This is a genomic window from Streptococcus viridans, assembly GCF_900636365.1.
GTDB classification, from domain to species: Bacteria; Bacillota; Bacilli; order Lactobacillales; family Streptococcaceae; genus Streptococcus; species Streptococcus viridans_A.
The window spans coordinates 158,885-184,419 of the sequence record NZ_LR134266.1 but is presented as its reverse complement, the minus strand read 5'-3'; the positions used below and the strand labels follow the sequence as shown (position 1 = coordinate 184,419).

The following is a 25,535-nucleotide window of genomic DNA, read 5'->3' as shown; positions in this document are numbered from 1 at the left end:
AAAGAGCAAAAAAAAAGAAACTCAACTGCATATTGAATTTCTCTTCCTATAGATTATTGCTCTCGTAGTCTAGCTTACAAGAGCGATGAGCCGTGTGGGCATTCCCTTTTTCGTAACCTGGACGACGCTTGCTTCTCGGAATCTTCTGATCATTTTCTAATAAGGCAACTGAATGATATTGTTGCACGTATTCCGCACACTCTTCACACCAGCGCTGATCCTCGGGATCCCAAAAAATCGTCATTAAATCACTTCTACTTTTAAATAATGGAGATTGCTCTCTTAAAAGTAACCATTGGCGTTTGTAGTATTTTAGGGCTTCATAATAGTCATCAAAACTCTGACTAGTGACAATGTCCTTCTCCCAATCTTCTAAAAACCACCAGGGTTCGTAATCTCCATACATTTCAATTACTTGATACATATTTCTCTCCGTCCTTTGTATCCAATATTATATATAAAATCCTTTGATAACAAAAGAATTCTGCTTATGAAAGAAAAATACAGTAAATTTTCCGAACGTTTCCATAATTTTCTTTCAAAATCTCCCCTTATGGAGGAGAGACAGGCTATTTTTTGACAAGAAAAAACTGAGAAACCTAAAGTTCTCAGTTTTTCAAATGATGATCCATTAGAACAATTGAAGGGCAATCATGGTTGTCATGGTTGCATCGTAATAATTTTCTGTTGATAGATCTTGCATAAAGATAAACTTGTTCTGCTGCACCAATTTGAGATAGCCATCTCCATTTTCAGCCGCATAAGATACCGGAGCAATGAAGCTAGCTGCTTGGTACTGATGAAGGGCATTGCCTTTCAGATCATAGCCTGCATAGATATTTCGTTGCTTCATGAAGAAATCCAGCATCTTCTTGGCCAATTTTTGACTGGTCTTGTCCTGGCTTTGAGCCAAGTTGTATGGCAGACGACAAGCATTGTAAGAGTAGGCACCATCATACTTGGATTCGATGGTATCCGGATCCGCTACACGCGCCCCTTGTTCATCGACCCACATAAAGTCTGGCAAAAGGCCTGTCTTAGTTTGCGAACTGATGGCGTCAAGCTGGGCCAACATCTTCTCTTTAATACTTAACCATTGTTTATTTCCAGTCAACTCATAGAAGGATTGGAAAAAAGATGGAAGGGTATCAGAAGTTCTCATCAAGTGATAGAATTCGGAATCTTGATCGGCCCAATTCCCAACTGTCAAGACACCCGTTGTCTCATTGTAGTTGTACTTGAGAATGTCGTCCAAGATAGCCTTGGCTTGATTTTGATAGCCTTCACCTTTCTCAGGCCACTGTTTTGCAGCCTCCATCAAAGCATAGGCTATATATAGATCACCATCCGTCGCATTTTGATGTTCAGATGAAAGCTCCCCTTTTTTGATGGTTTGTTTCCAAGCCATCAATTGGGTATCATCTAAGCGATTATTTTGATAATACCGATACAGACGGTCAAAATCCTTTTGGTCGGCAAGGTCTTTCTTAGCCGCCTCTACTGTGATCAGCATGCCATAACCTTGCGCTTCTGACAAGACAACCGTTTCTTGGTTGCTATTGGTCGTACGAACATAGGATTGCTTCCCATCCTTCACGAGGTAGTGTTCCGTCCATTGACGATAGAGGCGGTTCCGCATCTCCACCTTACTTCTTGTCCGAGCTAAGAAGAGGGTCAAACAAAAGACTGCCAGGATGACCACAAACCATAAATATTTCATTTTCTTTGTTCTCATAAGTCCTCCTAACCAGCAAACCGTTTCGTTTTCACCCACTTGGTTCCTTCACGGTGAAGCAATTTATCCATGATGATGGATGAAATGGAATCAATCGAAACAATGATGAAGAGTTGGGAATAGCTGAAGTAGGCTGCTAGGGCCAACCAAATCTGTTTCACCGTCGCCTGACCAAACTGAGAAGCCATGGCAATGTTGATTTGCAACAAATACAAACCAATCATCAACACCCAGTTAAAGAGCATCAATTGGGCAATATAGATATTTTCCGAGTCAAAAGCAAAGGGAATCTGTACACCTGGAGCGAAGAGATGGATAAACATGGCAAGGACGTTAGCAAAGAAAATCAAATCAGAAAGAATAATGGCAAAGTTAAACCAAAAGAAGATACAAGAATAGTTGAAGACTTATAATTTTACCCGCCAGTTTCCTTTTCCAAATAAGTGTTTAAAGTTGGAAAGTACAACCTCGTAGTTCCCTTTTGCCCAACGTTTCCGTTGCATATAGTAGGTTTTTAGAGTCTCTGGCTCTTGTTGGAAGGCTTCAGAGTTGTAGGCTAAAGCGATCAGTTTCCCGCTTTGCATGATCTTGAAGGAAATATCCGTGTCTTCCGTCAAGGCACCATTCTTCCACCCACCGATACTTTTGACAAATTCTGTTTGGATAATAAAGTTGGTTCCTGGAATCCGTCCAATTTTGAAGAGATTCCACATCCCGACGTGATGAACCCGTTGGGTCACGACGATTTCTTGGTTGATACAACGCGTCAAGAAATTTTGGTTGGCATTTCTCGTCTTGTTGCGTCCAAATGAAGCCACATGACGTTCTGGATCTTTAAGAACTTCCTTGACCAAGAAATAAAGAGCATTTTTCTCAGGCATTGCATCCGCATCATAGACACAGATATAATCTCCTGTCGCCATCTTCAAGGCATCATTCAAGACCCCAGCTTTCCCACCTGTACCAGTACGGTCAATAATGGTCACATCCCGTCCAGCGTATTCAGGAAGGGCTTTGACAGCCAGACACTCCTCATAGGTACGATCTGAGCAGTTATCAGCAAAGAGAAGCAATTCCACACGATCATGAGGGTAATTCATGTCCAAAATGGCCTTAGCAGTTTGTGCAATCACAACATCTTCGTTATGAGCAGGTACCACGATGGTTACTTTTGGATAATAGAGAAGCGGGCTCGTATCCACACGGAAATCACTGTGTTTCAACCAGAATTGAACCGCTGAAATCAGGATCACCAAGCCCCAGGCTAGAGATAACCAGATAGAAATCAAGGTGAAAATCATTAAAATTTGACTAATCATGGTCCACCGCCTTAAAGTTTTTGTTTACCCGATGGTAGATGACCAAATAGGCAATAAATAATGCACAAAAGCATACAGCAAAGAATAGACTAATCCCTAGGGCCAGCCCAAAAAATAGATTTGTAAGAGTCATCGGTCCCTCCTAATATTCCACAATAATATCCGTTTCAAGTTGACGTTTCAAGTTACTAATGGCTTCCTGGTAGCTATGAAATTTCGTCCGATTGGTCGAATCCACCACCAGGTATCCTTTTTGGAATTGAATAGCTTGATCGCCATCTTCTCCCTTAAAGACCAGAGATTCTAATTGATTTTTTAAATACAGCTGATAATATTCTTGCAAATTTCGTTGCTGACTATTCGTAAGTACTAGGAAATTGCCGTCTGAAACATAATAAAGTCTCTCATCCTGTATCAGATGGTGACCAATCAGATAATGAATTTGGTTTAGCGTCCGATTGTATTCACGAGGATGAATTTGATAGAAGAGTTCCTCATGAGACCAATGGATCAATAGGGCTTGTAATTTCTGTTCCTGTTGAACATCTGAGTGTTCCAGTAAGCCACGGTAGGTAACTTCAGCGTCTTCTTCTTGATTTTGAACCTTTGCAACTTCTTTAAATAAGTAGTAGCGGATTTTTGATAGCATTCCAACCAGAATAGGGAAAGAGAAAAGTAATAATAGTCCTTGGTTTGCAGGGATATACACGACCCCTGCTACCAGAAAGACAATTCCTAAACCGACTGAAATTAAAATCGTCCAAGTAAGTAACAAATTGGATAGGACCAAAGAAGCAAACAAGGCTAGCACGAGGAAGAGAGCTTCCTCTATGATAATTTCACGTGCAAAGAATAGACAGTAGAGCAGGATGGCCAATTCAAAACCGACCAAAATAAGCATCCAGTCTCCTAAATGATTCCTTCTTTTCATTCCTAAACCTCTCCCTCTCTAAGTTCAGACACCAAGGCAACGAGGCCATAATAGTGTTGAATGGCTTGAACAATCCGCTCAGATGCCTTCCCATCTCCATATGGATTTCGGGCCGAAGCCATTTTTTGATACAGATCTGGGTCCGTCAACAGAGCAGTCATTTCTTCCTTCACGCGCTCAGGATCGGTTCCGACCAATTTTAAGGTTCCAGCTTTGACGCCTTCTGGACGTTCGGTCGTATCCCGAAGGACTAAGACAGGCTTGCCTAAGGAAGGGGCCTCCTCCTGAACTCCTCCCGAATCAGACATAATAAAGTAACTTCTCGATGCGAGGTTATGAAAGTCAAAGACGTCCAAAGGCGCAATCAAATGAATGCGATCGTGGTCTCCTAAGATGTCCTTTGCCGCCTCTTGAACAGCTGGACTGAGATGGACTGGATAAACAACTTCCAACTCCGGATGAGCATCCACCATTTCTCTCAAGGCACCAAACACTGCTCGCATCGGTTGGCCTTGGTTTTCCCGACGGTGCATGGTCACTAAGACCAGTTTCTTCTCCGGATCTAACTGATCAAGCACCTGGTGGTGATAATCCTCTTGTACTGTCAATCGCAGGGCATCAATCGCCGTATTCCCCGTAATGAAAATGGCCGACTCTGGATGATGTTCCATAAGAAGATTGGCCTTGCTTTCACTGGTTGGGGCAAAATAGAGATCTGCCAGGTTATCCGTCATTTGACGGTTCATTTCCTCAGGGAAAGGCGAATACTTATCGAAAGTCCTGAGACCCGCCTCTACATGACCGATACGGACTTGGTTATAAAAGGCAACAAGACTGGCCGCAAAAGTCGTCGTTGTGTCCCCATGAACCAAAATCATATCCGGATGCACTTCTTTCACCACTGGGTCAAATTTTTCAAGGATTTTAGCCGTAATATCTAGAAGAGATTGGTTTTTCCCCATAATATCTAGATCGTAATCCGGTTGAATATGGAAGGTCTCTAGCACTTGATCCAGCATTTGACGATGCTGAGCAGTTACCACTGTTATCGTTTCAATGGTCTCACTTTGCTTTTGGAGCTCTAAAACCAGGGGAGCCATTTTAATAGCTTCTGGACGCGTCCCAAAAACAACCATCACTTTAATCTTTTTCATCATCTCACCTTTTTCATCTTGTGATTTTTTTAACAAAATCAATAACATTTTTCCCATCCATTCTACCTCCAATAGCTTCAAAAGTCAAACTATCTCAATACTTTCGTAATACATTTAATCGAATCTTAATAATCTGTAATTTATGTGTAATATTCATAAGTTTAAAATCCGGAAATTCCTTGAAATAACTGGATTTTATACCATATTTATTTTAACAATCAAATGATTCTGAAAGCACTTTTTGAAGTTTGTTTTATGCATTTTTATCAATATATATTTATTTTTTGCATTTTAATAGATCGGTATTATAGGAAAAACTTGAAGTACCGCTCCCATTTTCAGGCAGAAAAAAAGAAGCCTACTGTCATTCAGTAAACTTCTTTTATGATTAATTTTCTTCCACTACAGTTGATTCAACCATTTCAGTTACTGCTTCAGTAACAGGAACTTCTTCGATAATTTCGACTTCATTGACTGCTTGTGGTTCCAAGTTACGGTAACGAGCCATACCTGTACCAGCAGGAATAATCTTACCAATGATAACATTTTCCTTAAGTCCAAGGAGATGGTCTTTCTTACCACGAATGGCTGCGTCAGTGAGGACACGGGTTGTTTCCTGGAAGGAAGCTGCTGACAAGAAACTATTGGTTTCAAGAGAGGCCTTGGTGATTCCCATAAGGACTGGACGAGCCGTTGCAGGAACCCCACCAGAAATGACTACATCACGGTTAGCATCTGTAAAGTCTGTGATATCCATGAGGGTACCCATGAGAAGGTCTGTATCTCCTGGATCCATAACACGAACCTTACGGATCATTTGACGCACCATTACCTCGATGTGTTTGTCACCGATTTCCACCCCTTGGCTACGGTATACTTTTTGTACTTCCGCAAGGAGGTAAGTTTCAACAGACAAGACATCACGAACGGCAAGGAGACGTTTTGGTTGGATAGATCCTTCTGTCAATGCCGCACCACGAGAGACTTGATCTCCCACTTCGACTTTCATGCGGGCTGTATAAGGGACAACGTATTCTCCCTCACCTGTCGCACCACGAACAAAGACTTTCTTGGTCCGTGTAGAAGCATCTTCTTCAATGGCTGTGACTTCCCCTTTGACCTCAGTGATGACCGCTTCCCCTTTCGGATTGCGGGCTTCAAAGATTTCTTGGACACGAGGAAGACCTTGCGTGATATCGGTATTTGAGGCAACCCCACCCGTGTGGAAGGTACGCATGGTCAACTGTGTACCAGGTTCCCCGATAGATTGGGCAGCGATGGTTCCGACTGCTTCACCAACTTCAACCGCATCACCAGTCGCCAAGTTGATACCGTAACAGTGACGGCAGACACCATGACGGGTGTTACATGTAAAGACAGAGCGGATAGTCACTTCTTCAACACCAGCATTGACAATTTCACGTGCTAGGTCTTCTGAAATCAAAGTATCTGGACCAACGATGACTGCACCTGTTTCAGGATGTTTAACCGATTTCTTGGTATAACGACCTGTCAAACGTTCTTCGAGGGGCTCGATCATTTCCTTGCCATCAGTAATGGCACGGATCACAAGTCCACGGTCAGTTCCACAGTCATCCTCACGGATAATAACGTCTTGGGCAACGTCAACCAAACGACGTGTCAAGTAACCTGAGTCGGCTGTCTTGAGAGCCGTATCGGTCATTCCTTTACGAGCACCGTGAGTAGAGAAGAACATTTCGAGTACTGACAAACCTTCGCGGAAGTTTGACAGGATCGGCAATTCCATAATCCGTCCGTTTGGAGCAGCCATCAGACCACGCATACCGGCAAGCTGTGAGAAGTTGGAGATGTTACCACGGGCTCCAGAGTCCATCATCATAACGATTGGGTTCTTCGGATCTTGGTTATCTACCAAGCGTTTTTCCAGTTTCTCACGGGCTGCACGCCATTCGGCTGTAACGGCATTGTAGCGCTCATCATCTGTAATCATCCCTTTACGGAACTGTTTCGTGATTTGTTCTACACGTTTGTGAGATTCTTCAATGATTTCAGCCTTATCTTCAACAACTGGAATATCGGCAATCCCCACTGTCAAACCAGCAAGGGTTGAGTGGTGGTAACCTAAGTCTTTCAAACGGTCCAAGAAAGCAGATGTTTCTGTTGTACGGAAGCGTTTGAAGATTTCTGCGATGATATTTCCAAGATTTTTCTTCTTGAATGGAACGTTTAATTCCAATTGCTCAATCGCTACTTTGACATCTTGACCAGGCTCCAAGAAGTACTTAGATGGAACGCCTTCTGTCAAGTTGGCATTGTTTGGCTCTTGAAGATATGGAAGCTCTGTAGGCATGATATCGTTAAAGAGAATCTTCCCAACAGTTGTCAAGAGAATCTTGTGTTGTTGAGCTTCTGTCCATGGCTTGTTCAAGCTATCGGTCGCAATTCCGACGCGGGTATGCAAGTGAACATAGCCATTGCGAAGGGCCATAACCGCTTCATCACGGTCTTTGAAGACCATTCCTTCGCCTTCACGACCAGCTTCTTCCATGGTCAAGTAGTAGTTCCCCAATACCATATCCTGAGATGGGGTAACAACTGGCTTCCCGTCTTTCGGGTTCAAGATGTGCTCAGCAGCCAGCATCAAGATACGAGCTTCTGCTTGGGCTTCTTCTGAAAGCGGTACGTGGATGGCCATTTGGTCCCCGTCGAAGTCGGCATTGTAGGCTTCACAGACAAGTGGGTGCAAGCGAAGGGCTTTCCCATCAATCAAGACAGGTTCAAAGGCTTGGATTCCCAAACGGTGAAGGGTCGGTGCGCGGTTCAAGAGAACTGGGTGTTCTTTGATGACTTCTTCTAGGATATCCCAGATACGCTCATCTCCACGTTCTACCAAGCGTTTAGCCGCTTTAACGTTTTGTACGATATCACGCGCAACGATTTCACGCATGACAAATGGTTTGAAGAGCTCGATGGCCATTTCACGTGGCACACCACATTGGTACATCTTAAGAGTTGGACCAACGGCGATAACGGAACGTCCTGAGAAGTCCACCCGTTTACCGAGCAAGTTTTGACGGAAGCGTCCTTGTTTCCCTTTGAGCATGTGGCTCAATGATTTCAGTGGGCGACTACCTGGTCCTGTGATTGGACGACCACGACGACCATTGTCAATCAAAGCGTCAACCGCTTCTTGGAGCATCCGTTTTTCGTTTTGCACGATAATCCCAGGAGCATTCAACTCAAGCAAACGAGCCAAACGGTTGTTCCGGTTGATCACACGACGGTAAAGGTCGTTCAAGTCAGAGGCAGCAAAACGCCCACCATCCAATTGGACCATCGGACGAAGATCTGGTGGAATAACAGGAAGGATATTGAGGACCATCCATTCTGGTTTATTCCCAGATTTGTAGAAGGCATCTAAGACATCCAAACGGCGAACAGCCTTCACACGTTTTTGACCAGTTGCAGTCTTCAATTCTTCTTTCAAGACAGCAATTTCAGCTTCCAAATCCACTTGTTTCAAGAGGTCTTGGATCGCTTCTGCCCCCATCTTGGCAACAAAGGAACCTGGTCCGTATTCACGCAAGCGTTCACGGTATTCACGTTCGGTCATGATAGACTTGTGCTCAAGCGGTGTATCTTTTGGATCGATGACCACATAAGCTGCGAAGTAGATGACTTCCTCAAGGGCACGAGGACTCATATCCAAGGTCAATCCCATACGAGAAGGGATCCCTTTGAAGTACCAGATGTGTGATACAGGTGCTTTCAACTCAATGTGCCCCATGCGTTCACGACGAACCTTGGCACGTGTCACTTCCACACCACAGCGGTCACAAACGATTCCTTTGTAACGGATCCGTTTGTATTTTCCACACGCACATTCCCAGTCTTTTGTAGGTCCAAAGATGACTTCATCAAAGAGACCTTCGCGTTCTGGTTTCAATGTACGGTAGTTGATTGTTTCAGGTTTCTTGACCTCTCCATAAGACCATGAACGGACCTTGCTTGGAGAAGCTAGGGTGATTTGCATACTTTTAAAACGATTTACATCAACCACTATTTCTTACCTTTCTTTATGTTCATTCTCAATTGTATGTTCTTCTGCTTTTGGTGAAGGAGAGAAGGAACTTCCTTCACACCTTCAACCCTAAAGCTTGGGGATAGAGAACCTTCTCAGGTCTTCTCCCCTCTTGAACTACATATTTTATTAATCTTCTTTCCCTTCAGCTTCGAAAGCTGCGCGAGCTTCCTTAGCTGCTTTTTCACGTGCTTTTTCTAGATCATCTACGTGGATGACATCGTCGTCTTCCCCTTCGTCAAGATCGCGAAGTTCGACTTCCTTGTCATCCTCATCCAAGACACGCATATCCAATCCAAGTGATTGCAATTCTTTTACGAGTACTCGGAAGGACTCTGGCACACCTGGTTTTGGAATTGGTTTTCCTTTGGTAATCGCTTCATAAGCTTTCAAACGTCCGTTGACATCGTCTGACTTGTAGGTCAAGATTTCTTGAAGGACATTAGACGCACCATAAGCCTCAAGGGCCCAAACTTCCATTTCCCCGAAACGTTGTCCACCAAACTGAGCTTTACCTCCGAGTGGTTGTTGGGTAACCATTGAGTATGGTCCGACAGAACGAGCGTGCAATTTATCATCAACCATGTGGTGAAGCTTGATCATGTACATGACACCGACAGAAACACGGTTGTCAAATGGCTCACCTGTACGGCCATCGTAAAGAATGGTCTTGGCATCGCTATCCATACCTGCTTCACGAACAGTATCCCAGAGGTCTTCTGAGCTTGCTCCGTCAAAGACTGGTGTTGCGATGTGGATGCCCAAGTTACGAGCCGCCATACCAAGGTGAAGTTCCATAACCTGACCGATATTCATACGTGATGGCACCCCAAGTGGGTTCAACATGATATCAACCGGTGTACCATCTGGAAGATATGGCATGTCTTCAACAGGAACAATACGAGAAACAACCCCTTTGTTTCCGTGACGACCGGCCATCTTATCTCCGACGCGGATCTTACGTTTTTGTGCGATGTAAACACGAACCAACATATTGACACCCGATTGCAATTCATCTCCGTTTGCCCGCGTAAAGATCTTGACATCGCGAACGACACCATCTCCACCATGAGGTACACGAAGAGAAGTATCCCGCACTTCACGAGATTTATCTCCAAAGATAGCGTGGAGGAGACGTTCTTCAGCAGAAAGGTCTTTTTCACCCTTCGGTGTCACCTTACCAACTAAGATATCGCCTTCTTTCACTTCCGCACCAATACGGATAATTCCCATTTCATCAAGGTTTCTGAGAGCATCTTCCCCAACGTTTGGAATTTCACGAGTGATTTCTTCAGGGCCTAACTTAGTATCGCGCGTTTCTGATTCGAATTCTTCCAAGTGAACAGATGTATAGACATCTTCTTTCACCAAGCGTTCGCTCATGATAACGGCATCTTCGAAGTTGTAACCTTCCCAAGTCATGTAGGCAACGATTGGGTTTTGACCAAGGGCCATTTCCCCTTTTTCCATCGATGGACCGTCTGCGATAAAGTCGCCTTTTTCAACGACATCGCCAACTTTTACAAGGGTACGTTGGTTGTAGGCAGTTCCTGAGTTTGAACGACGGAATTTTTGGATATGGTAAACATCAAGGGATCCATCTTCCCGGCGAACTTCTACCTTGTCTGCATCCGCATAAATAACCTTACCATCATGTTGAGCAATGACTGCAGCTCCTGAGTCATGGGCTGCTTGGTATTCCATACCTGTACCCACGTAAGGCGCTTTTGGATCGATCAATGGCACAGCCTGACGTTGCATGTTGGCACCCATGAGGGCACGGTTGGAGTCATCGTTTTCCAAGAACGGAATACATGCTGTTGCAACGGCAACTACCTGTTTTGGAGATACGTCCATGTAGTCGACTTGATCAGATGGGAACTCTTGGTTGTTACCACGGTGACGTCCCATAACGATTGGCTCAGAAAAACCACCTTTTTCGTTCAACTTAGAGTTGGACTGGGCCACAATGTACTCATCTTCTTCATCAGCCGTCAACCAAACGATTTCGTTAGTGACCACACCTTTTTCACGGTCTACTTTACGATATGGTGTTTGGATGAAACCATATTTGTTCAAGTGTCCGTAGGATGACAAGTTATTGATCAAACCGATGTTTGGTCCTTCAGGTGTTTCAATTGGACACATCCGACCATAGTGAGTGTAGTGCACGTCACGGACTTCATATCCAGCACGGTCACGTGTCAAACCACCAGGCCCTAAGGCAGACAAACGTCGTTTGTGGGACAACTCAGAAAGCGGGTTGTGTTGGTCCATGAACTGAGACAATTGTGAAGAACCAAAGAATTCTTTGATTGCTGCAGTTACTGGACGAATGTTAATGATTTGTTGAGGTGTTAACACTTCATTATCTTGAACAGACATGCGTTCACGAACGTTACGTTCCATCCGTGAAAGTCCAAGACGCACTTGGTTGGCAAGCAATTCACCAACGGCGCGGATACGACGGTTTCCAAGGTGGTCGATATCATCCACGCGGCCAAGACCTTCAGCCAAGTTCAGGAAGTAGCTCATTTCAGCAAGGATATCGGCTGGAGTGATGGTACGAACCTTATCATCTGGATTCGCATTGCCGATGATGGTGACAACGCGGTCTGGATCAGTTGGAGCCACAACCTTGAATTTTTGAAGAACGACTGGTTCTGTCAATACTGCTGAATCATTTGGAGTGTAGACAATCTTGTTCAAGTCACCGTCCAAATGTTCTGAGATGCTTTCGATGACATCGCGGGTCATCACTGTACCAGCTTCTACAAGGATTTCTCCTGTTTCTGCATCTACCAATGGTTCTGCAAGAGTTTGGTTCAACAAACGGTTCTTGATATTAAGTTTCTTGTTGATCTTGTAGCGACCAACTGGGGCCAAGTCATAACGACGTGGGTCAAAGAAACGGGCTACCAACAAGCTACGTGAGCTTTCCGCTGTTTTTGGCTCACCTGGACGAAGACGCTCATAAATTTCTTTGAGGGCTTCATCTGTGCGAGAATCCATTGGGTTTTTGTGGATATCTTTTTCAACAGTGTTGCGAACCAATTCGCTATCCCCAAAGATATCAAAAATCTCGTCGTCTCCAGAGAAACCAAGGGCACGAACCAAGGTCGTAAATGGAATCTTACGCGTACGGTCGATACGAGTGTAAGCAATATCTTTTGAGTCTGTTTCAAGTTCTAGCCAAGCTCCACGGTTTGGAATAACCGTTGATCCATAGCCAACCTTACCGTTCTTGTCCACCTTATCATTGAAGTAGACACCTGGTGAACGGACGAGCTGAGATACGATAATCCGCTCTCCACCGTTGATGATAAAGGTTCCCATTTCGGTCATGATTGGGAAATCACCAAAGAAGACTTCTTGAGTTTTGATTTCGCCAGTTTCCTTGTTGACCAAACGGAAGGTTACAAAGATTGGGGCAGAATAGCTCGCATCATGGATACGTGCTTCTTCCAAAGTATACTTTGGTTCTCTGATTTCATAGCCGACGAATTCCAACTCCATTGTGTCTGTGAAGTTCGAAATTGGCAATACATCTTCGAAAACTTCTTTCAAACCATGATCCAGAAAATCTTTAAATGAATCCGTTTGGATTTCAATCAAATTTGGTAAATCAAGAACTTCTTTGATTCTTGAAAAACTACGACGGGTCCGATGTTTCCCGTATTGAACGTCATGTCCTGCCAAAGTTTTAACTCCTTTTCTATACTAGGATACCAGCTAGGGGAAACCCCTCTCTGAAGATCCGGTTTCTAGATCGCTTCTGACTACATCAGAATAGTTCTCATCCAGTCGAAACGATGTTATGAAGGGGTGTGATCTACATCACGTGAGAAGAAATCTCCTCCGTATCATTCATCCTTTTTGGAATTTTTAGAAAGATTAAGTTTGTGTGACAAGCCCGGTTTTTTCTAAAAATAGGCACAAAAAGAGCAGCTAAATCGACTTTTATAAAGTTTGATTTAACTGCTGTAAGCTTCTATTTGGACAATATTTCAAATAAAGCGCACGACAAATTACTTATTCTTATTATATCGTACTTTCACAAAAAACACAAGGTTTTCTCTAGACATGAAAACGATTTTATGGTATTGCACCTCATTATTTTTATCTGTTTTGTCCACTAGATGATGAACTAGTTGTCGTGTTCGAACTGCTTGGCGTACTAGAATTGTTTGTCCGGTTGCTATTGCGATTTCCATTGGAAGGATTTGCTGAACCGCCTAGAATTCCAGCCCAGGCACTAGCATAATCACTATCCGATCCACCAATTGCGAAGCGGTAGGTCGTTTGTGGAGCGCCATTTTTAGCCCAATAGCTGGTAACCGTCGCACCCGACACATCGATATCACGACCATTGACATTGACACGATCAGGTCGTTGTCCTGTAGATTTCAGAACAGTCGATGAAATAACACTGCTATCTAGGGTAAAGCGATCTTGCACCCCCCAAGCAGCTGGATCCGCCTGGTAGATGGCATTGGCTAAATAGGCCATGTAACTTGCGTTATTATTGTAGCCTGTCAACGGAGCCATGGAAGCATTGTTGTCATGTCCAATCCAGCCACCTAAGGTAAGATTTGGAGTAGACAGCATGAGCCACATATCTCCATTCTCATTGGTAGTTCCGGTTTTCCCAATCCAATCGGCATTTGCAAGAGTTGGATTGACCTGACTGATTCGGCTCTTAAAGGTCGTTGTCGCACCAGAGCTGATGACACCTCTTAACAGGTCTTGCATGATAGTCGCAGTTGCTGCTGAGTAGACGCGGGTTGGTTTGCTCTCATGTTGGTAGACCACTTCCCCATTGCGATCCATGATTTTTTCAATCATGTAGCGTTTTTGGTAATTTCCATTATTTGCAATGGTTTGATAACCGTTTGTATGTTGGGCGACACTTACTTCGATCCCGCCTCCCATTGGCAGACTTTCAATGCCGTACTCAGCGATATCGTAGCCCATTTTTTCCATATAGCCTGGGACATCGACACCCTTTTCACGGAGAGTACGATAGGTCCAATAAGCTGGGATATTCCATGAGGTATTGAGGGCCTCTCGAAGGTCCATCATCCCAGTCCCCCGGTTATCCACGTGCATAATTGGCTCTCCACTAGAGAAGTTAGTTGGGTAATTGGAGACGATGCTATTGCTTCCCATCAAGCCTTGGTCAATGGCGATTCCATAAGCTAGCAAGGGTTTAATAGTAGAACCTGGAGAACGCTCTGTGTCAAAAGCGTGGTTATTCTGATTCCCGTCAAAATTCCGTCCCCCAACAAAGCCAAGAATCGCTCCTGTTCGGTTGTCCATAAGGACATTCCCGACTTCTACCGTACCCGTTCCATCGTCCAAGATGCCTCCATAATTGGCAACTGCTTCTTGCATGGCATTGTAGATAGCTTTGTTGATAGTGGTTTGGACCGTATAGCCACCCTCTCTCAATTCTTTCTTCGCCAACTCTTGATAAGATTTAACTGTCGAATTGTTTTTTAGGTCATGACTCGAAACATTGTCCCTCTTGATTAAATAGTCATACATGGCCTCTTCCGCTTCACTTACGGCTTGGAAATACAAGTAGTCGTGTGGCGTCTTCTCGATGCCATTTGACGGAAGGAAATCCTTACTTAAATCATATTGACTATATTGGTCGTACTCTTCCTTAGTGATAGCCCCTGTTCGATACATGTTGTACAAGACATCCTTGGCGCGATCCAAGCCTAAAGCTTGATTTTCTGGAGTTTTGAGACTTCCATCAGAGGCATAAGGCGAGTAGACAATTGGGCTCTGTGGCAGACCAGCAATAAAGGCCGCTTGTGGAATGGTTAAGTCTTTGGCAGAAACTCCAAAAATCCCTTGAGCTGCCGCTTCCACTCCAGCAATATTTTGTCCACGGTTGTTTCGTCCAAATGGAGACACATTGAGGTAGGTCGTTAAAATTTCGTCCTTATCCATTACCCGCTCAAGAGCAAGGGCATCGATAATCTCAGCAGCCTTCCGTGAGAAAGTCGGTGCATCTCCCACAACTTGTTGTTTAATCAACTGTTGGGTCAAAGTCGAACCCCCACTAGAGGAACCGACTCCAGCAACTGAACCCAAGGTGGCCCGGATTACGGCTTTCGGAACAACCCCATTGTGGCTATTGAAATTTTCATCCTCTGTGGCAATAACAGCCTTTTTGACATTGTCCGAAATTGCATCCTTTTGCACAGGGATCCGAATCAAGTCACTGTCAATATCAGAAATAATGCTCCCATCTGAGTAGGAAATCTTTGAAACGCTCGAAATATTTTGTACTTGTTGAACCAATTGGGTTGGATCCGGTGTTTCTGTCGCATTAAATAGACTGGCCGCATACCCAATCGCAATCCCTGCTCCAAACAAGAGGCCACCTAAAGCAAACACCAATAACACATCCCAAAGGAGCTTCATGGTTCGGAGAACTGTCGCTACGAAATCTCCTAGTGACCAGCCCTCCTTGTCTTCTTTCTCATTGACTTCAACAGTCATCTTGGCAAAGAAGCCTTTTATTTTCTTCCCGCACTTTGTAAAAAATTCTCTTATTTGACTCACTCTATTTCTCCTTGTCCTTCCTATTATACCAAATGGACCACTTTCTTTTCAATTCCTAAAGTTGAGAACACTGTTTCCAATCGGATTTTTTTCGTCCTTTCATTGCTATTTCAAGTCATTATGGTAAAATAGAGAGAAACCATACAGATACTGGACTGTTTTCATCGATCCGGCCAGTAGCTTAGAAAAGGAGAGAACGATGCACATTTTTGATGAGCTAAAAGAACGTGGTTTGATTTTCCAAACGACTGACGAAGATGCTTTGCGTAAAGCCCTAGAAGAAGGACAAGTATCGTATTATACTGGCTACGATCCAACTGCTGATAGTTTGCACCTTGGGCACCTTGTTGCAATCCTGACCAGTCGTCGCTTACAATTGGCAGGCCACAAACCTTATGCGCTTGTCGGTGGTGCGACCGGACTCATTGGAGACCCTTCTTTCAAAGATGCCGAGCGCAGTTTACAAACTAAGGAGACTGTAGATGGTTGGGTCACTTCTATCCAAGGGCAATTGTCTCGTTTCTTAGATTTTGAAAATGGGGAAAACAAGGCTGTCATGGTCAATAACTACGACTGGTTTGGCAGCATCAGCTTCATTGACTTCCTTCGTGACATCGGAAAATACTTTACTGTCAACTACATGATGAGCAAGGAATCTGTGAAGAAACGGATTGAAACAGGGATTTCTTACACTGAATTTGCCTACCAAATCATGCAAGGCTACGACTTCTTTGTCCTTAACCAAGAGCACAATGTCACTCTGCAAATCGGTGGTTCTGACCAGTGGGGAAATATGACAGCTGGTACAGAGTTGATGCGCCGTAAGGCAGACAAAACTGGTCACGTGATCACTGTCCCCCTCATCACAGACGCAACCGGTAAGAAATTTGGTAAATCAGAAGGAAATGCGGTCTGGCTCAATGCAGACAAAACTTCTCCATATGAAATGTACCAGTTCTGGATGAATGTCATGGACGCTGACGCTGTTCGCTTCTTGAAAATCTTTACCTTCTTGTCACTGGATGAGATTGAGGAGATTCGTAAACAGTTTGAGGCTGCTCCACACGAACGCTTGGCTCAAAAGATCTTGGCGCGTGAAGTGGTCACCCTCGTTCACGGTGAAGAAGCTTACAAGGAAGCCCTCAACATTACGGAGCAACTCTTTGCAGGAAATATCAAAAACCTTTCTGTCAAAGAACTCAAACAAGGACTTCGTGGTGTACCAAACTACCAGGTCCAAGCAGACGAGAACCTCAACATCGTAGAATTGCTTGTAACTTCTGGCGTAGTCAATTCCAAACGTCAAGCTCGTGAAGATGTCCAAAATGGTGCCATCTACATCAATGGCGACCGCATCCAAGACCTTGACTATGTCTTGAGCGATAGCGATAAATTGGAAAACGAATTGACCGTTATCCGTCGCGGTAAGAAAAAATACTTTGTTTTGACTTATTAAAAAGAAGACCTCTGAAGCTATGACTTTCAGAGGTTTTTTGGTACACTAGAAGTATCATGACGATCAAACCAAAATTACAACGATTTCAGACTGCAACGGCTTTTGCCTGTCCCATCTGTCAAGAAGCCCTTGACCTGGTCCAACAAAGCTTGGCTTGTCCCAACCGCCACTCCTTTGACCTTGCTAAGTTTGGCTATGTGAACTTGGCGCCACAAGTGAAGGCCTCCAAGGACTATGACAAAGAAAATTTCCAAAACCGGCAACTCGTTCTAGAGAATGGTTTCTACGACCATATCCTTAATGCCCTGTCAGAATGCTTGTCTCCACTGGCCCATCCAGTCAACATTTTAGATATTGGTTGCGGGGAAGGCTACTATTCGCGCAGCTTACAAGAGCGGCATCCAGACCATTCCTTTTACGCCTTTGATTTGTCGAAGGAATCGATCCAACTGGCTGCCAAAAGCGACCAGGAATGGAAGGTCAAGTGGTTTGTCGGAGACCTGGCTCATCTCCCTCTTTTAGACCAGAGCATGGACCTCCTCCTAGACATCTTTTCGCCAGCAAATTATCAGGAATTTAAACGGGTCCTGGCCCCAGATGGTCGCCTCATCAAGGTCATCCCAACTGCCACCCATCTGCAAGAGATTCGTCAAAAGGTGAAGGACCACCTAGACCAGGTAGATTACTCCAATGAGCAGATTATTCAACATTTTTCTGATCATTTTACGATTGAAAATACCATCCATTGCCAGGAAAGGTTCGAACTGACTCCAGCATTGCGGGAGGCTCTTCTGAGCATGACGCCTCTCCTCTTTCATGTCGATCCAGCTCAAATTGACTGGACCGATCTGACTCAAGTCACGATTTCTGCTACGATTTTGATCGGAAGAAGCAACTAAAAAATACCCTCCATTTTTAATCAATGGAGGGTATTTTTCATGTTTACAGATTAATCACTTTCCTCTACGCCGATTTGTTGACGGTAGGCTTTAGGAGACTTGCCACACAACTTGCGGAATACCTTGTAAAAGTAACCGACATTGCTGTAGCCGACCTCATAGCAAATATCTTCAATACTTTCCGTTGTGGATAAAAGCAACTGTTGGGCAGCTTTGATCCGTTGTTTATTCAAGAGTTCTGCAAAGGTGGAATTGGTCTCACGTTTGATCAATTGCCCTAAATAAACGGGATTGATATAGAGATCTTTGCTGATATCCTTGAGCGACAGTTCCTTCCGATAGTCGCGTCCAATTACTTCTAGGACGGTCGCCACATTATTGTTCATCCGATATTGAGAGAAGAAACTCTCCAATTGGTTCCGAACGCAGGTAACAAGATCCTCGAAAGTCGGTGTATCATGAACGGCTTTCACAATTTCTGTCAGGTCATCACCGTGCAGGTGTTCAAATAAATGAAAGACATCCATAATGAACTGAATAAAGAGTTGCTTGGCTATCGCCACTTTTGGAGTATGGCTTTTCACAGTTTCTTCTAACCAGTTTAACTCCTCCAAAATTTGCTGGATATTCCCCTGAATGATGACACGGTAGATGGGTTCATAGTAATTAAAGACACCATCTTCTTCCTCCAATGGGAGATCCCCATAAAACAGACTTCGTTCAACAAGCTCTTTAAATTGTTGAAAATGTTCCTTATAAGGTGCTTGGAAACGGCGCTGTAGGAAAGCTCCTTCATCCTCATCGGAAAGATAGAGTTGAAGATTTTTCCCTAAGACCTGATAAGACGAACTGGCAAAGCCTTTCCTTTCCTTATCCACTCCAATCCAGAGTTGTTTTCTTCCTCGGATGGCTTGTTCGAACTCTTCTTCTGACCAATCTTCATGAAGGAGCCGATTGGCCGTCGCTTGATCTGGTTTTTTCAGAGTTTGGGATAATTTTTCTAGGATATTCCCCAGCTCCACCTTATTGACAGGCTTTAACAGATAGTCTGCTACCCGGAGGTTTAAGGCTTTTTTTACATAAGCAAAATCTTGGTAACCTGACATAATGATATAAGCTGCATGGGGAAGCATGGACTGCATTTGATCAATCATTTCCAGACCTGTTTTTCCTGGCATATTGACATCTGTAATCACGATATCCACTGGATAATCCGCAACATAGGCCAAGGCTTGATCTGCATCCTCTGCTGTGTAAACAACCTCCATGTCCCATTTTTCAAAGGGAATCAGTTTTTTCAACCCCTCAGTAATCATATATTCATCGTCAACCAATAAGACTTTATACACGATTCTTTCCTCTTAAGTGTCCTCGATGGTAATCGTATAGAGAACACCTTTTCCTTTTTCTGATGTAATTTGAATGTGGTAACGATCCCCAAAGTAGAGAAGGAAACGCTCGTGGACATTGACAATCCCAATGGATTGCCGTCCCTTACTCTCTTCTACTTCCTCTCGAGGATCCCTATGACTCAATATTTGTTGGATCCGTTGCAATTGGCTCGATTCCATTCCTCTCCCATTGTCTTGAACACGAATTTCCACCGCTTCTCCAACACGACGGACTTTGATACTAATGACATTGTCCTTGCGCTTGTGATCAATCCCATGGACGAAGTAATTTTCCACTAATGGCTGAAGAGTAAACTTCGGAATGACCATCTCTTCTAGACCGGGTTCAATTTTAAAGCCATAAGCAATCGATTTTGGATAACGTACCATACAGAGATAGCTGTATTTTCTACAAAATTCCAACTCATTTTCGATGGTCGTCTCCTTCTCCTCTGAAATATTGTTTCGAAGAAGACTACTAAATTCGTAAATAATATCGGCTAATTCTTCTTGATCCTGCATGACTGCATACATGCGAATAAACTCCATGGTATTATACATGAAATGCGGATTAATCTGCGCTTGCAAGGCTTTCATATTGGCATCTTTTTGACTCAGTTGTAGCTGATAGATATCCCGGATAGACTTGTCCATATTGTCTAACATGGCATTGGTCGTTTCTGCAACTAAAAGGAGCTCCTGCTCTTTGGTATCCACATTGATCCGTCGCTCAGAATCCCCCTGGCTGATAGCTTCCATGGTATCTACCAAATCCAAAACTTGTTTTTGGTAATTACGGAAAATTCGTTGCAGCAAGAGATACAAGACCAAGAACAGGATTAAGGCGACCGAAATCATCCAGGTAAAACTAAACAAGGCTGTTCGAACCGTGTAAGAGGTCGGAATCCCAACCCAGATTTGATAGCCGTAAGCAGTATCTCGCACAATCCACTGACTATGATCTTCTGGATTGATGTCTCCCCTCTGGTAAAAAATCTTTCCCAAGGGATTATAAATCTGGACGGCAACTGGAATGGTGTCTTGAATATTGTCGACAACAGAATCCAAAAGCGCTGGATTGACTTTAATGTAGGCTAGTCCAATATCTTCGCCAGTCGTCACATCCGTCAAGGAGACTGGGATTGCTTGTGAACTAGCTATGTATTGATCCGCTGGAACTTGTTGCCCTCCTTTTTTATTTTTACTGGAGACAAACACAGTCGTATAGTCATTTAACACCAAATCAATTTGATCAATAACATCGTGTTCCAAATACAGAGTTTCAACATTACGGTGCAGCGAAACTTGAATATAATTGGAGAAAAAATTATCCAATCGCCAGCTTTCGTATTCAGAAGGCGTCATTGAAAAATACTTGTAGACTCCTTCGAGCTTGGCAGGATTCTCTACAAGACTCTTCCCCCATTGAGAAGATCTCCTATAAATATCCTCTACCTCAGCAGTCAAGCGCGAGGAAATCAACTGAGCGATTCGATCTGTCTCTGCTTTCTGATTATGCCAATAGACCAAAGATACCGTCACACCTAAAGTCGTGATGATCCCCACCATGATATAGGCATAGAATTTCAAAAGTGTTGCTAACCATATTTTTTTCATAATTAAGAAACCACTTTAGAGCGAATTGTTTCATAGACGGGTTGAAAAATATCATTGACAAAGAAATGCCACAAGCCCAGTAAAACAAAGAAAAATAAAGCCGGAACGAAATGGGTGACAACCCCTAGGAGGAAGGTCCCCAAGAGAAACTTGGTCACTGCACGAATATCCAGAAAAGCACCAATAAAGCTCAGCTTCAAGCTGTTGAGGTAGGACAAGTCAAAATGGACTTGAAGCTTGAGATAGACTGCAAAAGTCAGGGGAGCCACCAACAAGAAAATCAAATTGACCAATAGGATAAAAATCTGAAATAGGGACAAGTGGGGCAATTGAACCATCAGATACATACCATAAATAAGAATGGCTTCGATCAAAAAAAATGTATAGAAAACCTGATTGGCCCGACGGAAATTTTCTTTATAGAGCGACCAAGCTTCAGACCAAGCATATTGTTTGTGATCAGATCCATGTTCGGCATATAGACTCATAATCGTTGCACTAGCGGGCCCAAATCCAAATAGAATGCCTCCACAAAAGGTTAGCGCCCAAAAGATTCCTGTTGCCAGCATGGCTAAATAGACCCTTGTAAAAATAAATTCAATCATTCTTCCCATATTTCGTCTCCATGTTCATTTGCTGTAGACGGGAACTTCAATCAAGTTAGTATAGTTTCCCTAGTACAAATGATGATTATACCCTATATTATAGCATATTTTCCCTGATGGTTTCGATTTCGAAATCATCAACAGAAAAGACTTTGAAGTGCGAAGACCTCAAAGTCTTTTGATAGACTTAAGCAAGTAATGCTAGCTTATTTCTTAGCAGCAAGGTACTCATCGTATTGTTTTTGGATTTCATCCAAGACTTTTTGGTAGGCACCTTCTGATTTCAATTTTTCAAGCATCTTAGGAATTTCAACTTCAGGATCTACTGTACCTGTATTGATGGCACTTGTGAATTGGTTCAAAGTGTTTGTAAGGGCAGTGATTTCTGATTTCACGTTTTCAGTGTTGAAGATGAATCCAAGTGCTGGAGATTCTTTTGCAGTTTCTAAGTCTTTCTTAGATTGTGCAATTTGCTCATCCGTTACGTTTTCGTTGATGTAAAGAATCCAGTTGTTACCTGTGTTCCATCCAGACATGTGAGTGTTTCCGTTGTAGCCATCCAAGACTTTCACACGGTTTTCTTTACCTTCAACTTTTTCCCAGTTCTTGCCTTCTGGTCCGTAAACAAGACCGTTCAAGAGTTCTGGGTTTGTATTCAAGAGGTTCAATACTTCCATTGCTTTTTCTTTGTTCTTAGAGTTGTTTGAGATGACAAAGTTTGCAACTTGAGTAGTGTTGTTCTTCTTGTAAAGTTGAGTGAATGGTTTGATTTCGATCTTACGGTTTGCTACACGAGTAAGCAAGCTGTTACCGTAGTCAGCAGGTCCTACTGTTTCTTCACGTACCAACCAAGTATCTTGAGAAAGGTCATATCCAGTGTCGCTTGTAGCTACGTCTTTTGGAATGTAACCAGCTTCATAGTATTTATGAAGAGTCTTCAAGTTTTCAACATAACGTGGAATCGTGTAACGGTCAACGATCTTAGTTGTGTCACCTTGCAAATCGACAACGAATGGAAGTCCATCTACTGCAATGTAATCGAAGTCATCAGAAGGTCCACCGTAGCTCTTGTTCATTGCGAATGGAACAACGTTTGGATCTTTTTCTTTGATCGCTTTCAAGACTGGTTCAAGAGAAGCATAGTCTGTGACGTTTGAAACATCAATACCATATTTTTCAAGAAGTGGTCCGTTGAAGGCAAAGTTTTGTGAAGATGCAACGTTGGCTGCAACTGGAACAGCATAGATCTTGCCATTTACAGTATTCCCTTTGATGTAAGCTGGGTCAAGTGCTTCATAAAGCTCTTTTCCTTCTTTCTTGTACAAGTCTGTCAAGTCAGCATAAGCACCTTTTTGAGCGTTGATGACATAGTTGTTTGCGAAAGCAATATCGTAGCTTTCACCAGATGAAATGATAACGTTCATCTTCTTGTCGTAGTCACCCCAACCAAGGTATTGGATGTCTAATTTAACGCCAGCTTTTTCTTCGATGATCTTGTTAGCATTTTCTAACAAGGTATCCAAGTTATCAGGTTTGTCACCGATTTGGTACATTTTGATAACTGTTTTGCCATCTTCACTCTTAGATGATTTTTGGTTATCACCTGTCAAGTTACCACAAGCAGCAAGAGTTGCTCCAAGTGCGAGAACGCTAGCAGAAGCTAAAGCATATTTTTTCCAATTTTTCATGAGAAAAACTCCTTTTTTATTTTTCTTTATTAACATTATGAAGGGTGGGTGAGAAAGGTTTGCTTACTCTTTCACACCACCGATGGTCAATCCTTTTACAAAGTAACGTTGGAAGAATGGATAGAGGATAGCGATTGGAACTGTTGCCACCACCACCATGGCCATCCGTCCAGTTTCCTTAGGAAGGGATTGGACCGCACCAGCAATTTGGCTAGATGCACCAACTGATTTAGAAATGTAATCCATATTATTTTGGATTTGCATCAGCAAGTATTGAAGGGGATAGAGATTTTCGCTCTTGATATAGAGGAGGGCGTTGAACCAGTCATTCCAGAAGCCGAGCGCTGTAAAGAGACTGATGGTCGCAATCCCTGGGAGAGAAAGTGGCAAACAGATCTGGAAGAAGATCCGTGTTTCACTGGCTCCGTCTATCCGAGCAGACTCAAGAATAGCTTCTGGGATCGTCCGTTTGAAGAAGGTCCGCATCAAGATAATATTGAAAGGACTCAATAACATCGGAATGATGAGGGCTCCAACCGTATCTCCTAAATGAAGCAACTGAGTGGTAACGATGTAACCTGGTACCATCCCTGCACTAAAGAGCATGCTCAAGAGGGCAAAGACAGTAAAGAAGTTTCTGTACTTAAAGGTTCTACGAGAGATTGCGTAGGCGTAGGTCGTTGTAATGAAGACATTACATGCTGTCCCTACAATCGTCACAAACAAGGTAATAAAGAGGGCTTGAAGAATCTTATCCTTAAATTGAACAAGGAAAAGATAGCCATCTGCACCAAACTTAGCAGGCCAAAATTGAAAGCCGTGAATCGCCAAACTTTGTTCATCTGTCAAGGAAATCATGACAACGAAGATGAAGGGCAAGATACAGGATAGAGCAACCAAGCCGACGATGCTACTAAAGAAGAGGTCTGCTTTCTTACTGAAGGAGTGGATCCCAACATTATCAACTTTTTCTTTTTTAATTTTTGATTTTGCCATGGTATCCTCCTTTCTAGAAGAGTGCTGCATTCTTATCAATCCGACGTGCTACAATATTAGAAAGTAAAACGAGAATCAATCCGACAACTGATTGGTAAAGACCAGCCGCTGCGGCCATCGCAATATCTCCTGATTTAGCAAGTCCGTTGTAGACATAGACATCAATTACGTTTGTCACACTATAAAGGGCACCTGAGTTATGTGGGATTTGGTAGAACAATCCAAAGTCAGCACGGAAGATATTTCCGATGGCAAGGATAGTCAAGACCGTAATCAAGGAAGACAACTGAGGAATGGTAATGTGGCGGATTCGCTGCCACTTAGATGCTCCATCCACTGTTGCTGCTTCGTAGAAGGTTGGATCAATTCCCATGATGGTTGCATAGTACATAACACTGCTATAACCAAAGCCTTTCCAGATTCCTAAGAAGAGGAGAAGCGCTGGCCAAATGGCAACCTCTGTATAGAAGTTGATTCCTTTCATCCCAAGTGATGTTAAGATGTGGTTAATCAAGCCTTTATCGACGTTTAAGAAGGCATCTGTAAAGAAGCTGATGATAACCCATGACAAGAAATAGGGGAACAACATTGATGTTTGAAACACTTTAACCAACCGTTTGGAACGCATCTCACTAAAGATGATGGCAATCCCAACAGAAACAATCAAGCCCAAGAAAATAAAGGCTAGGTTGTAAAGGACGGTATTTCTTGTAATGATATAAGCATCTTTAGAACTAAAGAGGAATTTGAAGTTATCAAATCCTACCCACTTACTCTTCATTACACTATCAATAAATCCCTCTCCGGTGATATGATAGTCTTTAAATGCGACAACGTTTCCCAAAACAGGTATGTAGAAGAATAAAATCAACCACGCTGCACCTGGTAAAACCATTAAGAAGAAAATGAGATTTTCTCTCAAGGTCTTAACAAACTTTTTCATCTGACTCCCCCCTTTGTCATTTTATTTTTTGGTAACGTTTACATTTTTTATTATAAAACTCTATGAAAACTTTTTCAAACTCCTAATTATAGAAAAAATTCTACAAATTTATGACATAGCCTTAAAAATGGAGAAAAAAGGAGAAGAAATGTCTCCATC

General features: G+C 43.1%; 16 protein-coding genes and 1 pseudogene. 2 read left to right on the top strand and 15 right to left on the bottom strand.

Going from position 1 to position 25,535, the window contains the following annotated elements; all coding sequences use genetic code 11:
• Window positions 1-46 precede the first annotated feature (46 nt).
• The 9 genes and pseudogenes from EL081_RS01060 to pbp1b form a co-directional block, all read right to left on the bottom strand.
• Window positions 47-424, bottom strand: coding sequence for a DUF1033 family protein (locus tag EL081_RS01060; protein WP_048717460.1), 378 nt, complete (start codon window positions 422-424; stop codon window positions 47-49).
• A 207-nt stretch (window positions 425-631) separates the two neighbouring features.
• Window positions 632-1,735 (bottom strand): glycosyl hydrolase family 8, encoded by a 1,104-nt coding sequence (locus EL081_RS01055; RefSeq protein WP_126403663.1) that lies wholly within the window; start codon window positions 1,733-1,735, stop codon window positions 632-634.
• Between the two features lie 8 nt (window positions 1,736-1,743).
• A pseudogene (locus EL081_RS01050) lies at window positions 1,744-3,054 on the bottom strand (glycosyltransferase family 2 protein).
• Complete coding sequence (locus EL081_RS01045) at window positions 3,047-3,187, bottom strand: hypothetical protein (RefSeq protein ID WP_006595142.1); 141 nt, start codon at window positions 3,185-3,187, stop codon at window positions 3,047-3,049. Before EL081_RS01045 ends, EL081_RS01050 begins: the two are co-directional and overlap by 8 nt.
• Before the next feature lie 9 nt (window positions 3,188-3,196).
• Window positions 3,197-3,985: a hypothetical protein gene (locus EL081_RS01040; protein ID WP_126403662.1), complete on the bottom strand. Its 789-nt coding sequence runs from the start codon at window positions 3,983-3,985 to the stop codon at window positions 3,197-3,199.
• A 2-nt stretch (window positions 3,986-3,987) separates the two neighbouring features.
• Window positions 3,988-5,139 carry a non-hydrolyzing UDP-N-acetylglucosamine 2-epimerase gene (wecB, locus tag EL081_RS01035; protein WP_185946477.1) on the bottom strand — a complete coding sequence of 384 codons (1,152 nt, stop codon included), beginning with the start codon at window positions 5,137-5,139 and terminating at the stop codon, window positions 3,988-3,990.
• Between the two features lie 388 nt (window positions 5,140-5,527).
• Window positions 5,528-9,181 (bottom strand): DNA-directed RNA polymerase subunit beta', encoded by a 3,654-nt coding sequence (gene rpoC, locus EL081_RS01030; RefSeq protein ID WP_126403660.1) that lies wholly within the window; start codon window positions 9,179-9,181, stop codon window positions 5,528-5,530.
• Between the two features lie 150 nt (window positions 9,182-9,331).
• Window positions 9,332-12,901: a DNA-directed RNA polymerase subunit beta gene (gene rpoB, locus EL081_RS01025; RefSeq protein WP_126403659.1), complete on the bottom strand. Its 3,570-nt coding sequence runs from the start codon at window positions 12,899-12,901 to the stop codon at window positions 9,332-9,334.
• 420 nt (window positions 12,902-13,321) lie between these two features.
• Window positions 13,322-15,718: a penicillin-binding protein PBP1B gene (pbp1b, locus tag EL081_RS01020; protein WP_414485332.1), complete on the bottom strand. Its 2,397-nt coding sequence runs from the start codon at window positions 15,716-15,718 to the stop codon at window positions 13,322-13,324.
• A gap of 262 nt (window positions 15,719-15,980) precedes the next feature.
• On the opposite strand from pbp1b, the gene tyrS reads away from it, so the two are divergent.
• Together tyrS and EL081_RS01010 are read left to right on the top strand one after the other, a co-directional pair.
• On the top strand, window positions 15,981-17,237 hold the full coding sequence (gene tyrS, locus EL081_RS01015) for a tyrosine--tRNA ligase (RefSeq protein WP_126403657.1): 1,257 nt from the start codon (window positions 15,981-15,983) through the stop codon (window positions 17,235-17,237).
• Window positions 17,238-17,293: 56 nt separating this feature from the next.
• The gene (locus EL081_RS01010; RefSeq protein WP_126403656.1) at window positions 17,294-18,136 is read left to right on the top strand and encodes a methyltransferase domain-containing protein; all 843 of its coding nucleotides are present in this window, start codon (window positions 17,294-17,296) and stop codon (window positions 18,134-18,136) included.
• Window positions 18,137-18,186: 50 nt separating this feature from the next.
• Here EL081_RS01010 and EL081_RS01005 read toward each other — a convergent pair whose 3' ends face one another.
• The 6 genes from EL081_RS01005 to EL081_RS00980 form a co-directional block, all read right to left on the bottom strand.
• The gene (locus EL081_RS01005) at window positions 18,187-19,485 is read right to left on the bottom strand and encodes a response regulator transcription factor (RefSeq protein WP_126403655.1); all 1,299 of its coding nucleotides are present in this window, start codon (window positions 19,483-19,485) and stop codon (window positions 18,187-18,189) included.
• Between the two features lie 12 nt (window positions 19,486-19,497).
• The gene (locus EL081_RS01000; RefSeq protein ID WP_126403654.1) at window positions 19,498-21,144 is read right to left on the bottom strand and encodes a sensor histidine kinase; all 1,647 of its coding nucleotides are present in this window, start codon (window positions 21,142-21,144) and stop codon (window positions 19,498-19,500) included.
• 2 nt (window positions 21,145-21,146) lie between these two features.
• Complete coding sequence (locus EL081_RS00995) at window positions 21,147-21,758, bottom strand: YesL family protein (protein ID WP_126403653.1); 612 nt, start codon at window positions 21,756-21,758, stop codon at window positions 21,147-21,149.
• Window positions 21,759-21,955: 197 nt separating this feature from the next.
• A complete protein-coding gene (locus EL081_RS00990; protein WP_126403652.1) occupies window positions 21,956-23,437 on the bottom strand; it encodes an ABC transporter substrate-binding protein in 1,482 nt (493 codons plus the stop codon).
• A 63-nt stretch (window positions 23,438-23,500) separates the two neighbouring features.
• Window positions 23,501-24,433: a carbohydrate ABC transporter permease gene (locus EL081_RS00985; protein WP_006597196.1), complete on the bottom strand. Its 933-nt coding sequence runs from the start codon at window positions 24,431-24,433 to the stop codon at window positions 23,501-23,503.
• Between the two features lie 13 nt (window positions 24,434-24,446).
• Window positions 24,447-25,376 carry an ABC transporter permease gene (locus EL081_RS00980; protein ID WP_126403651.1) on the bottom strand — a complete coding sequence of 310 codons (930 nt, stop codon included), beginning with the start codon at window positions 25,374-25,376 and terminating at the stop codon, window positions 24,447-24,449.
• Window positions 25,377-25,535: the final 159 nt, after the last annotated feature.